12 protein-coding genes and 1 riboswitch are annotated in these 12,679 nt (G+C 52.5%); of the genes, 4 read left to right on the forward strand and 8 right to left on the reverse strand.

From position 1 onward, the window contains the following. Positions 1 to 112: 112 nt before the first annotated feature. Both DFO57_RS03090 and DFO57_RS03095 read right to left on the reverse strand, forming a co-directional pair. On the reverse strand, positions 113 to 1,537 hold the full coding sequence (locus tag DFO57_RS03090; protein WP_015700467.1) for a trehalose-6-phosphate synthase: 1,425 nt from the start codon (positions 1,535 to 1,537) through the stop codon (positions 113 to 115). 111 nt (positions 1,538 to 1,648) lie between these two features. Beyond that, entirely contained in the window at positions 1,649 to 2,200 is a 552-nt protein-coding gene (locus DFO57_RS03095; RefSeq protein ID WP_110015061.1) for a GNAT family N-acetyltransferase, read from the reverse strand. Between the two features lie 570 nt (positions 2,201 to 2,770). After that, positions 2,771 to 2,944: riboswitch (M-box (ykoK) riboswitch) on the forward strand. Positions 2,945 to 3,017: 73 nt separating this feature from the next. Here DFO57_RS03095 and DFO57_RS03100 point away from each other — a divergent pair. Together DFO57_RS03100 and DFO57_RS03105 are read left to right on the forward strand one after the other, a co-directional pair. Continuing rightward, entirely contained in the window at positions 3,018 to 4,037 is a 1,020-nt protein-coding gene (locus DFO57_RS03100) for a magnesium transporter (protein ID WP_024472142.1), read from the forward strand. 129 nt (positions 4,038 to 4,166) lie between these two features. Continuing rightward, complete coding sequence (locus DFO57_RS03105) at positions 4,167 to 4,559, forward strand: hypothetical protein (RefSeq protein WP_110015062.1); 393 nt, start codon at positions 4,167 to 4,169, stop codon at positions 4,557 to 4,559. 364 nt (positions 4,560 to 4,923) lie between these two features. Here the strand turns inward: DFO57_RS03105 and ychF are convergent, their stop codons facing one another. Next, positions 4,924 to 6,015 (reverse strand): redox-regulated ATPase YchF, encoded by a 1,092-nt coding sequence (gene ychF, locus DFO57_RS03110; RefSeq protein WP_013025517.1) that lies wholly within the window; start codon positions 6,013 to 6,015, stop codon positions 4,924 to 4,926. A 106-nt stretch (positions 6,016 to 6,121) separates the two neighbouring features. Further along, positions 6,122 to 6,709 carry an aminoacyl-tRNA hydrolase gene (gene pth, locus DFO57_RS03115; protein ID WP_014606001.1) on the reverse strand — a complete coding sequence of 196 codons (588 nt, stop codon included), beginning with the start codon at positions 6,707 to 6,709 and terminating at the stop codon, positions 6,122 to 6,124. Between the two features lie 260 nt (positions 6,710 to 6,969). Here pth and ychH point away from each other — a divergent pair, with 260 nt between their 5' ends. Further along, positions 6,970 to 7,248: a stress-induced protein YchH gene (gene ychH, locus DFO57_RS03120; protein ID WP_013025519.1), complete on the forward strand. Its 279-nt coding sequence runs from the start codon at positions 6,970 to 6,972 to the stop codon at positions 7,246 to 7,248. Here ychH and DFO57_RS03125 read toward each other — a convergent pair. The 4 genes from DFO57_RS03125 to lolB form a co-directional block, all read right to left on the reverse strand. After that, complete coding sequence (locus DFO57_RS03125) at positions 7,240 to 8,394, reverse strand: GGDEF domain-containing protein (RefSeq protein ID WP_110015063.1); 1,155 nt, start codon at positions 8,392 to 8,394, stop codon at positions 7,240 to 7,242. The genes ychH and DFO57_RS03125 overlap by 9 nt on opposite strands. 220 nt (positions 8,395 to 8,614) lie before the next feature. Next, positions 8,615 to 9,562, reverse strand: a complete 948-nt coding sequence (gene prs, locus DFO57_RS03130) for a ribose-phosphate diphosphokinase (RefSeq protein WP_006118899.1) — start codon at positions 9,560 to 9,562, stop codon at positions 8,615 to 8,617. Between the two features lie 136 nt (positions 9,563 to 9,698). Further along, positions 9,699 to 10,556 carry a 4-(cytidine 5'-diphospho)-2-C-methyl-D-erythritol kinase gene (gene ispE, locus DFO57_RS03135; protein WP_029568703.1) on the reverse strand — a complete coding sequence of 286 codons (858 nt, stop codon included), beginning with the start codon at positions 10,554 to 10,556 and terminating at the stop codon, positions 9,699 to 9,701. After that, complete coding sequence (gene lolB, locus DFO57_RS03140; RefSeq protein ID WP_014605999.1) at positions 10,553 to 11,176, reverse strand: lipoprotein insertase outer membrane protein LolB; 624 nt, start codon at positions 11,174 to 11,176, stop codon at positions 10,553 to 10,555. Before lolB ends, ispE begins: the two co-directional genes overlap by 4 nt. A gap of 217 nt (positions 11,177 to 11,393) precedes the next feature. Here lolB and hemA point away from each other — a divergent pair, with 217 nt between their 5' ends. Next, entirely contained in the window at positions 11,394 to 12,650 is a 1,257-nt protein-coding gene (gene hemA / locus DFO57_RS03145) for a glutamyl-tRNA reductase (protein ID WP_110015064.1), read from the forward strand. The last annotated feature ends 29 nt before the right edge of the window (positions 12,651 to 12,679 follow it).

The raw sequence follows: 12,679 nt of genomic DNA on the forward strand, positions 1-12,679 counted from the left end.
AATGGCTCAGGGCTGAGCCGTTTTCAGGCTATTTCATCGTTGTGTTGCAGCTAAAAGCCCGGTCCGCAAAGCAGAGGCGATGCAGACCTGCCGCTTACTGAGGACGGTAACGTCAGTATCGGGCCCGACTACTGTTCAGACGCAAAGAGGGGGCGGTTGCGACGACCGGCCCGGGCATCACGGGCTGATCGCTCAGCATGGACAAAAATGCCTGAGACCAGCGATGACTGCTGTGCAAATGCAATCCCTTCATCAGACGCGCGTGAAGATGACGCCGTTCCCTTACCGGCATCAGCAGTGCGCTATGAATGGCATCGGCCATCGCATCGGGATCGTAAGGATTGACGATTATCGCGCCGTCCATCTGCTCTGCTGCGCCTGCAAATTGTGACAGGATCAGCACGCCAGGGTTATCGGGATCCTGAAGTGCAACATACATCTTCGCCATCAGGCTCATGCCCGCCATCAGTGGGGTCACCAGCGCAACACGGGAAGCGCGATAGATTCCCGCCTGCTCTTCCCGACTGTAAGCATGCGTCAGACAGTTCACTGGATACCAGTTCATCATGCCGTGCACGCCGTTAAACTCGCCGCACAGGGTTTCTAAGGTGTGACTGATTTCCGGCGCGCGATGCGCATACCCGGCAGAGGGCGGAGCCAGCTGCAACAGGGTAATATTTTTTTGGTAAACAGCATGTTTGCGCAGCAGCACTTCCACGGCGCTGATTCGGTAAGGCAGCCCGGCACTGTCATCAAGATGGCCACCACTCAGTACGGTATTTTCTGGCAAGTTTTCGCGGCACTGCATTTCCATGAAGGCACAGCTATTGCTGTCTCGCAGGCAGCGGGCATCGTCAAGGTCAATCCCCACAGGAAAGACGCCGAGGCGGACAATACGGCCTTGTACCCGAAAGCTGTCGCCAGCCAAATGCTCTGTACGGAATTCACTTTCCAGCCAGACAATAAAGTTGTTCATGTCCTGTACCGTTTGAAAACCGATCACGTCACAGCACAGCAGGGATTCGGTGAGCCAGCGCCAGTCGGGAATGGCCTCAAACATCTTGCCCGATGGGAAAGGCTGATGCAGAAAAAAGCCCACTGGATTGGTCAAACCGGCTTCGCGAAGATAGCGGGCGCAACCCAGCAGATGATAATCCTGTATCCAGATTCTGTCCTCGGGCAGGGCGTGCTCACAAATAGCACGCGCATAAGCCTCATTAATATTTTTATATTCCCGATAGCCGTCAGCGGAAAAACGGGCCAGATCCGGGCGCTGGTGGAAAACAGGCCAGAGTCCTTTATGTACGTAATTGTGATAACCCTCATTCGCCTCGCCGGGTGTCAGGGGAAAGGTCAGGGTTTCATAGTGATCTTTCTGCTGAGATGACAGAGGTCTTGCCGTATCCGATGGCAGAACTGCGGTCTGGCCATCCCAGCTCACCCAGAGCCCACCTTGATGGGCGAGAATGCCTTCGTAAATCGCAGTAAGCGTGGAACGTTGAGAATGATTATGTGATACCAGGATAAGACCTGACATGGTGTTTTCCTTGTGAGACAGAGGTTCGTCAGTCGCATTGCTTAACGACCAACAGCTGGATAATTGAGGCCGAATGAGAAACTGAAGCAGGCTGCTCATCGTTATAGTCGCTTAATGTCTACGTGTGATATCGGAGCCTGCTGGGTAGTCAACGCCGTGATACTGAGGCGGCGTCACGTAAATACCCGGCAGTGAGGGATGACAGATGAAGCCGTTGTGTTGAAGAAACTCCGGGGCGGATTCACTCAGGGCGATAATACGATGGCAGCCGCAGGCACCTGGATGCGACAGACAGCAGCGCAATAGCCAGGATCCCAGACCGATAAAGCGATATTCTGGCGAAATAAACAGATCCTGGATTACCCAGGTTTCGGCCATATCGGTTATGACGCGTGCAAAGCCGATTTGTCGTGCATTGCGGTAGACGCCAAAACAGAGACTGCTGTTCAACGCCAGCGTCAGAAGGCGCGCATCGGGGATCGTCGTCCCCAGCCATTGAGCAATCAGCCGCGGGTTAAGCCTGGCCGGATCGGTGTTGACCTCAATTGCGTCTCTGAACCATTTACGGGGTGACATCAGCCGAAGACGTTGCTGCTCAGCCAGCTCGACTAAGGCGGCATTGCCACTGACAGGCAGAGAAAAGGGCGCATTAACGCATTTCATCAACGACTTCCTTATGCATGGGCCATGAGTACCCGGTGCCGTTGATTAAAACGCCCGGCGTGTAAAAGTGGCGTAAAAAAGAAATGGCGAGGTGTAAAAAGGGTGCAAAGGAAAAGCGGTGATATGGGCTGGCTGTACCCATTATCAGGTGTTAAGGGGGGCGGTCTTAAACATAGCGACTGTGTCTGAAAGCTGACTGTGTACCTGAAATGTCTCCTGAGCCTTTTTAGCAAAGATTCATCCCTGCAGAATGGAGACTTATATGCGTTAAATGACGTCACCGATAAACGGCTAATACAGTATCTGGGTAAACACAGGTACAGGCTCCCACATTTTACGAACGATTATTGACGAATGTTCATTGGGTTGGGAAATGAAGTGGCACAGGAAGCGTCACTGATTACGCTGAACGATTCAGAAAGGGGTGATTTCTATGGTTGTCCACCAAGAATATTAATGGAAAGTAATTTTATTTATATTTTTGTAATTCCTTAAACGTATTCTCAATAAGGATGGATTGTTTCTTTTTATATCAGCATTCTCCCTCTATATTAGCCGCGTTTTAAGTACACAGTATCTCGTTTGGCGAGGCTCCTATACAAACACAGGTTACTGATCTGACGACATCGAGAGATGCCCAAGGTTAAGACAGGCTTTATCGGATTAAGGTTCAGCCCAAGGTAACTTCTGATTAATGAATCAGATACGTTGTATAGTGCTAAAACCTGGACGCGGAGATAGCCTACGTTCACTCCCTCTTTGGTTACGCCCCTGTACGATTCGCTGATGACGTTTTAGCCGATATAGGGACACTTCAATGCAAAAAATACAGCATCTTTCTACCGGTTCGCGCCTCAATGCTGACGGCGTAAATGACGCCTCCGTTGCGCAGTATATGAACCCGAATTTTATTACGCTCCCCTACACACTGACGGTAAAAGAAGCGAAGCTTTATTTTCTGTCGCAGTTAAAAACAAATGAGATCCCTTCGTTAGTCTTTATTACCGCACGCGATTACCATTTACGCGGCACGCTTGCGGTTAAAACATTATTGCAATGCCATGATGAAGATAAACCGGTTGGTGTCATGATGCGTCATGCTTTCACGAAAGTGACGCCGGATGACAGTCGCGGTGATATTGCTCATATTCTGATGGAGGAGAATATCGATATCCTGCCCGTCGTCGCCAACCATACGCTGGTTGGTGTGCTGGGTGAACGGGAGATTGCACGCCTGATTGCGGATGAGAACACCGCAGATGCACAGCGTCAGGGTGCCAGTCTGCCGCTGGACAAACCTTATCTTGAAACCAGTCCGTGGACGCTCTGGCGAAAAAGAGCCGTCTGGTTGCTGATGCTTTTTGTGGCTGAGGCCTATACAGGCAATGTCCTGAAAGCCTTTGAAGATCAGCTGGAGGCGGCAATTGCGCTCGCCTTTTTTATTCCTCTGTTGATTGGCACCGGCGGCAATAGCGGCACACAGATCACCTCCACCCTGGTGCGGGCCATGGCGTTAGGGGAGGTTAGTCTGGCAAGGCTTGGCGCAGTGCTGCGCAAAGAAATCACCACGTCCCTGCTGATCGCGGCCACTATCGGCCTTGCGGCATGGATACGGGCATGGATGATGGGCGTTGGCGCAGAGGTCACGCTGGTTGTCAGTCTTTCGCTGGTGGCCATTACTGTGTGGAGCGCGATTGTGTCGTCAATCATACCGATGTTACTGAAAAAGGCGGGGGTAGATCCGGCGGTGGTTTCAGCGCCCTTTATCGCCACCTTCATCGACGGTACAGGACTCATCATTTATTTCAAAATCGCGCAGTATGTGATGGGAATTTGATTCGGGCTCTGCCTCAATAAACGGGGCTGACGCGCCATTAGGTGAGTCTGATGGCGCGAAAATGCAGCTGATCATTACTGGCTTGTTACCCTATCCGTCTGACAGACATTAACCCTCAGGAGTACAACGTTGAAAAAACACCTGCAGTATGATTTTCACCACTTAGGGATTCCAGTCAGTGATGGCCTGCAAGACGGCAGTTACAGTCAACGTGCCGGCATGTACACCGCCGACAACCCAGGCCTGTTCCGGGTGCAGTGGCACCGTTTTGAAGCCGATTCACCTTTGCATCATCTGATCCGTACTGTGCCACATGTGGCATTTAAGGTGGCCGATCTCCTGGAGGCCATTCGCGATGAGGAAGTTATACTTGGGCCATATGAGCCGATAGACGGCTTTTTTGTTGCGATGATTAACAACGATGCTGGCGTGCCGATTGAACTCATCCAGACTGAACTGACGGATGATGAAGTGTGGCGGAAGGCGAGGTCGGGCGAGGGACGTCTTTACCAGGCTGAGTAATGCCAGATGGTTGTTGCGAATGCGAAGAAACAGTCGTATTCGTTAAGCGTAGTAGGATAGCAGCATGGCGAATACCACTTCTGACCTCTCTTATTGGAGCAACCGTATTGAACTCTACACCTTAAAGAATCCTTTCAGGATTTCTATAAATGCTTACTTATAACTTGCTACGGTCGCTATCATTTCGGTGTTTCTCTTGGGAGGAGGTAGATCGTGTGGAGGAAGTTACTTACGCTTTTTCTTTATCATGCGTTTGTAAAATCAATTTAAGATACTATGAAAAATCCACGCAGTTGCGTGGATTTTAGAGGGTTTTGAGAGTTTCATGAGATTTTCTGACATCTCATGAGACAACCAATTTTATTTAGACGTTAAACAAGAAGTTCATCACATCGCCATCTTTAACAATGTACTCTTTGCCTTCTGAACGCATCTTGCCTGCTTCTTTCGCGCCTTGCTCGCCCTTATAGGCAATAAAGTCTTCAAACGCGATAGTTTGCGCGCGGATAAAGCCCTTCTCGAAGTCGGTATGGATTTTACCGGCTGCCTGTGGCGCGGTGGCACCGACAGGGATAGTCCATGCGCGAACTTCTTTCACGCCAGCGGTGAAATAGGTTTGCAGGTTTAACAGGGAGTAACCGGCGCGGATCACGCGGTTCAGGCCTGGCTCTTCAATGCCCAACTCGGCCATAAACTCATCACGATCTTCATCTTCCAGCTCGGCGATGTCGGACTCAACGGCGGCGCAGACGGGCACCACAACAGAACCTTCTTTAGCCGCAATTTCGCGCACTTTATCCAGATAGGGGTTGTTCTCAAAACCGTCTTCGTTGACGTTGGCGATGTACATGGTGGGCTTCAGCGTCAGGAAACTCAGGTAACGCAGGGCGGCCTTGTCTTCTTCCGTCAGATCCAGCGCGCGCAGCATGCCCGCATTTTCTAAATGCGGCAGGCATTTTTCCAGTGCGGCCTGTTCTGCTTTAGCGTCTTTATCGCCGCCTTTGGCTTTCTTCTGTACGCGCTGCAGAGCACGTTCACAGGTGTCCAGATCCGCCAGCGCCAGCTCGGTGTTGATGGTTTCAATATCATCAGCCGGATCGACTTTGTTATTCACGTGAATGATATTGTCGTTCTCGAAGCAGCGCACCACGTGACCAATCGCTTCGGTCTCACGGATGTTGGTCAGGAACTGGTTGCCCAGGCCTTCACCTTTGGAGGCGCCTTTTACCAGGCCGGCGATATCAACGAATTCCATGGTGGTGGGCACTACGCGCTGCGGCTTAACGATCTCAGACAGCTGATCCAGACGCAGGTCTGGCATAGGGACGACGCCAGTATTGGGTTCAATCGTGCAGAAGGGGAAGTTAGCCGCTTCAATACCCGCTTTAGTCAGCGCGTTAAAAAGAGTGGATTTACCGACATTTGGCAGGCCCACGATACCGCATTTGAATCCCATGGTTTAGTACCCTTTATAGCTGTATGGGCAGAGCCATTAGCAGGCTCCGCCGGAAACGTAAGATAATTTTCGCGCATTATACACAGATTCGCGACAATCTGGGCGATTAGACAGGCTTAAAGGCATGCAGGCGGTTCATCGCCTTGATGCGGTCTTCCTTTAGCCACAGTTCGGTGCAGCGCGCCGCCTCGTCAATGGCATCATCAATCAGTTTTTGCTCGCTGGCTGGGGGCTTGCCCAAAACAAAGCCGGTGACCTTATTGCGATCGCCGGGATGGCCGATGCCAATCCGCAGGCGGTGAAAGTTATTGTTGTTGCCGAGCTTGCTGATAATGTCTTTCAGGCCGTTATGCCCGCCATGTCCGCCGCCTTGTTTAAATTTGGCGATGCCAGGGGGAAGGTCCAGTTCATCATGGGCCACCAGGATCTCTTCCGGCGCGATGCGATAGAAGGTCGCCATGGCTGCCACGGCTTTGCCGCTGAGATTCATAAACGTGGTCGGCACCAGCAAGCGCACGTCTTCACCGGCTAAAGCCAGTCGTGCCGTATAGCCATAAAATTTGGCTTCTTCTTTCAACGACTGATTGTGACGCTCAGCCAGCAAGTCCAGATACCAGGCACCCGCATTGTGGCGCGTGGCGGCATATTCCGCGCCGGGATTCGCCAGGCCCACAATCAGTTTTATGCTGCTCACAAGGAATATCCTGCTGTAATAACTCAAGGGCGATAGTTTACTGTGCCGCGACGCGGATCACAAAGACCGCGCAGGGGAAATTATTAGTGTCAGTGATTAATTATTTTTCATCTAAATCAATAAACTGGAATAACGTATTGGTCACAAATCATCTGGCCTTTATGTGAGTTAGTGCACAAATTAGCCTGAGGGCATTGCCTACACTACTATCAGTTTAACATTGTGTGCGCTCATCCGACCGCGCATAAAGGAGGTGAAAGATGAAACGTCATCACTCACGCATGGCAGGTAATGCCTTGATGGGAATTGGACTCGTGACCATGCTTCTCGGCATCGGTTTTTCGATTATCAACCAGCTGCCTTCGCTTGATTTACCACAGATGCTGGCTCAGGGCGCGATGTTCGGCATTTTCTTTGGCGCACTGTTATGGCTGGTAGGCGCCTGTATTAGCGGTCGTGAAAAAGTAGAAGATCGCTATTACTGGGTGCGCCATTATGGCGATAAACGCTGTCGCCGCACCCATCATTCGTCACATTAGATTTTCTGACATAACCAGGTAAGGTTCTGTCCGATTTCTGCCCTTGGCTTTGGCGCGATAGAGTGCTTTATCCGCCAGAGCCATCAGTTGACCAAAATCTATTTCGCCGTTATCTACAGTCGCAAAACCGATACTGACTGAATAGGCGATCTGACCGGGACGCGAATGCTGAACGGTCTGGCGTACCTGTTCGCACCACACGCGGGCTTGCTCAAAGCTGAGCGGCAGCAGCGCTGCAAACTCCTCACCGCCCAGTCTTGCAAAGCGGCCATCCTGTGGCAGCGTTCCCGAGACCCTGTTACAAAAATCAATTAACACCCGATCCCCTTGCTGGTGCCCGTAGCGGTCATTGATCCCTTTAAAATGATCAAGGTCGAATAACACCACCGTCAGCGCTTTGTTTTGCTTCAGGCAAAACCGGATCATAGCGTCCGCGCCGGAAAACAGTGCACGACGATTCCAGATATTGGTTAGCGGGTCATGAAGCGAGGCGTCCTTAAGTGCATTACGGGTGCGTTCATTCACCATAGCTAATATGGTGACGGTGAAGCCAATCACGAAAAGCATGGATTCCAGAATCACGTAGATCGAAAAGTCAGAACCGCTGATCGCCCCCTGTATGCCAACAGGACGGGTGTTATCCAGAAATAACCGGGCGACGTGAAAAAGCAGGTGAGTCCAGAGCAATAATTGTGCGGGCCAAAAGGTGGTATTCATATCACGGCGTGCCAGCCAGAGCAGATAAATGAGTGCGGCGGTATAGGCGATGCAAAGCAGGCAGAGCACCAAAACACGCAGTGATAAGCTGTAATAAAAGGTCGGAAACAGGCAGAGCAGAGACCACAGTGCCGCTCCTGCTAAGCCGGTCATGCCTGGGGATTTACCACAGAATGTGCGAAAAGCGCTAAATAACCCCCCGTAGGCCAGCATCACTAATACGTTGCTTACGGCCACCGGTAAGAACTGGTCGCCCCTGCTGCGCAAACTGCTGAGAAAAAAGGCAACAAGCGTGAGCACGATGGCGACACAGACATAGCCCAGAATGCGGTCATAGTGAGATCCGACCCAGGCAAAGATCATAATCAGGCTCATAAACCCCAGTACGTAGAGTTCGCAAATAAATAACGTAAAGACGTCGAGGTTCATAGTGGGCGGCGATCGCAATAAAAAGTGCGGGCAAATTACCACTCAACTCAAAAAGGCAAAAGGCCAGATAACATAATTTCAGCGAAAGAGTTTTTCGTAGTGATCGTGACAATAACTGAGGTCACTCATAATGAAAATTTCTGAAAACCAAGCAGCTTTGTCGGAGGGAATAAGAAGGAGACAAAAGAAAAGGCCGGGCATAATGCCCGGCCTGCGAAGATTAATGTTCGAACATTGCCGAAATGGACTCTTCGTTACTGATGCGGCGAATCGCTTCGGCCAGCATACCTGACAGCGTCAGGGTACGGACGTTTGGCAGCGACTTCATCTCTTCTGATAACGGGATGGTGTCACAGACGATAACCTGATCGATAACAGATTTACGCAGGTTTTCCACCGCATTGCCAGAGAAGATAGGGTGCGTAGCGTAAGCGAACACGCGCTTGGCACCGCGCTCTTTTAACGCTTCTGCGGCTTTGCACAGTGTGCCGCCGGTGTCGATCATGTCGTCGACCAGCACACAGTCACGGCCCGCAACGTCACCAATGATATGCATGACCTGAGAAACGTTCGCACGCGGGCGACGTTTATCGATGATTGCCATATCGGTGTCGTTCAGCAGTTTGGCAATGGCACGAGCGCGCACTACGCCACCAATGTCCGGAGACACAACAATCGGGTTTTCCAGACCGATTTGTAACATATCTTCCAGCAGAATCGGGCTGCCGAATACGTTATCAACCGGGACGTCAAAGAAGCCCTGGATCTGCTCGGCGTGCAGGTCAACCGTCAGAACACGGTCAACACCGACGCTGGAAAGGAAGTCAGCCACTACTTTAGCCGTAATAGGCACGCGGGCGGAGCGCACGCGGCGGTCCTGGCGGGCATAACCAAAGTAGGGGATAACAGCGGTAATACGACCAGCTGAAGCACGACGCAGCGCGTCGACCATCACGACCAGTTCCATCAAATTATCATTGGTGGGAGCACAGGTGGACTGGATGATGAAAATATCACCACCGCGTACATTTTCATTAATCTGTACGCTTACTTCGCCATCACTGAAACGGCCAACGGCGGCGTCTCCCAGGCTGGTGTAAAGGCGGTTGGCAATACGTTGTGCTAGTTCCGGGGTGGCGTTACCAGCAAAAAGCTTCATATCAGGCACGAGAAGAACCTCAGGCTTTGCGTCCAGAGAATGAACGTCATGACAGTAACCGGCGAATACTGTCGTGAACGTTCACACGGGTATGTGAGTGCGAAACGTGCTGTGTCTGGAACAGGGTGACACAGTCACGCTATCGCTAATCGCCTTGCAGAGTACGCTGTAACGGCGAGACGTTAAGGCCTCGAGCTACAAAACCGCGCACCCATGGTGGGGCAAGTTCCAGCACCTGGCGAGCAGCATGCTCGGTGTCAAATTCAGCAAACACACAAGCACCTGTTCCCGTCAGGCGCGACGGCGCGTATTCTAGCAGCCATGAAACAAGCTCATCAACCTCACGAAAACGTTTTCTTACTACTGATTCGCAATCGTTGACGAACGGAGCCTGTAAAAGTGCTGATAAACTGCGCACGGGCGTGTCACGGGTAAGCGCCGGATCGTTGAAGACCACCGGCGTGGCCACGCTGACGCCTGGATGGGCAACAAGATACCATTTTTCTGCAGGCGATGCTGGAGAAAGCACCTCACCGACGCCTTCGGCAAAGGCGGCATAGCCTTTAACAAAAACCGGGACGTCGGCACCCAGTTTCACGCCCAGCTCCGCCAGCGCCTCAGGGGAAAAGCCGGTCTGCCACAGGTGGTTTAGCGCAACCAGCACGGTGGCGGCATTCGACGAGCCGCCGCCCAGCCCGCCGCCCATGGGCAAACGCTTTTCAATGGCAATGCGCGCACCAGCCCTGGCAGGCAGGCTGCCGTTTTCACGCGCCGCCGCCTTGAGGCTCTCTGCCGCCCGGACAATCAGGTTTTGCGCATCCGGCACGCCAGGCACCGGCGTTAACAGCCTGATCTCATCGCTCGTGTCGGGCGTGATTGTCAGGCTGTCGCCATAATCAAGAAACTGAAACAGGGTTTGCAGATTATGGTAACCATCAGGCCGACGACCGGTGATGTACAAAAACAGATTCAGTTTTGCCGGAGCAGGCCAGGTGGTCATCATTTCAGCGTCCAGTTATCCATACGTAATTTAATACGCTGATCGCCTTCTTTTAACTCCAGGCTGGCCGGAAGCGGTGGATTGACCTTGTTGTCATAGTCAGCAATGGTCACCTGCCAGGTCTGGCCGTCATGCTTGTAGGTCAGGCTGCTTAGCTGGTACTGATCGTTGAGCTGGTAATCGGTCGCATCGCCCGGCAGGCCCATCATCCACTGGCGCAGGTTGGTCAGCGGGATATCCATGCCGGTCAGCTGCGAAATCATCTTCTGCGCATCGTTGCTTACATAACGTTTGCCTTTGTTGTCCACAATCTGCACCACTGAACCCTGAGCATCCAGCTGAAGCTCGGTGCTGCCTAACGGGTTGGTTAACAGCAGGCGATAGCGGTCGGCCGCGGTCTGCTGCCAGTTAAAGCGGGCATAGACTTTTTGTTTATCCGACAGATAGGCGAACGCGCCGCGCGTCTGATACTGGGTCACGTGGCTGACGGCTTGCTGATGCTGTTGCCACTGTGGCGCGGTGACGCTCGGGCCAGGACCTTGTGGTTTATTGATGCTACAGGCAGCCAGCAGAACACTGGCAAGGGGTAAAAGGCGCAACAGGTTGCGTGTAGAAGTCAGCATCAAGTGGTCATCTCCTCGGACACATTTTTAATTGATAACAGGTAACGCTAACCATCCGCGTTTTAACCGTCAATGCTCTTATACGGCAAAAACGCTATGATCGGCTTAATCTTATTACAGTCATAGCCTTTGTATGGCTTTTCTTGATCTGCTGCATCTTGTAGAATGCGCTTCACAAAACCCTGACATTTATTGGGATAACCCAACCTAAAACGCTATGACGCTGCTCGCACTCGGAATCAATCACAAAACTGCACCCATTGCTCTGCGCGAACGCGTTGCGTTCGGGCCGGAGTCGCTGGAGCAGGCCTTAAACAGCCTGTTATCCCAGCCTATGGTGCAGAGCGGCGTCGTGCTCTCTACCTGTAACCGAACCGAGCTGTACCTCAGTGTAGAGCAACAGGTCGATCTTCAGGAACGTCTGGTGTGCTGGCTGTGTGAATACCATCAGCTTGATGAAGCGGACGTGCGCAACAGCCTCTACTGGCATCAGGATAATGAGGCGGTCAGCCACCTGATGCGCGTAGCCAGCGGGCTGGACTCGCTGGTGTTGGGTGAACCCCAGATTCTGGGGCAGGTCAAAAAAGCCTTTGCCGACTCTCAGCGTGGTCATGCGCTGAGCAGCGAGCTGGAACGCATGTTCCAGAAAACCTTCTCGGTGGCCAAACGCGTCCGTACCGAAACCGAAATTGGCGCCAATGCTGTCTCCGTGGCCTTTGCCGCCTGTACGCTGGCTCGTCAAATCTTCGAGTCGCTGTCCACGGTGAACGTGCTGCTGGTGGGCGCGGGAGAAACCATCGAACTGGTGGCCCGTCATCTCAGCGAGCATCAGGTGAAAAAGCTGATCATTGCGAACCGTACCCGTGAACGTGCGGAACTGCTGGCTAACGAAGTCGGTGCGGAAGTGATTAGCCTGGCCGATATTGATTCCCGCCTGGCCGATGCCGACATCGTGATTACCTCCACCTCCAGCCCGCTGCCGATCATCGGTAAAGGCATGATGGAGCGCGCGTTAAAAGCGCGTCGTAATCAGCCGATGCTGCTGGTGGATATTGCGGTTCCCCGCGATGTGGAGCCGGAAGTGGGCAAATTAGCCAACGCCTATCTTTACAGCGTTGACGATCTGCAGGCCATCATTGAGCAAAACCTTGCCCAGCGTAAAGCCGCTGCGGTGCAGGCCGAAAGCATTGTGGTGCAGGAATGCAGCGATTTTATGGCCTGGCTGCGTTCGCAAGGCGCGGTTAACTCCATTCGTGAGTACCGCTCGCAGGCAGACGATATTCGCGCTGAGCTGGAAGGCCGTGCGCTCCAGGCGCTGCAGCAGGGGGCAGATCCGCAGAAAGTCATGCAGGAACTGGCCCATAAGCTGACCAACCGTTTGATTCATGCTCCAACCAAATCTCTTCAGCAGGCCGCCCGCGACGGCGATAGCGAACGCCTGCAGATTTTACGCGACAGCCTGGGTCTCGATTAGGCACACTGCTGTCGTCATCTGTTACGGGA

The organism is Pantoea sp. AG702 (assembly GCF_003182295.1).
Lineage (GTDB): Bacteria > Pseudomonadota > Gammaproteobacteria > Enterobacterales > Enterobacteriaceae > Pantoea > Pantoea ananatis.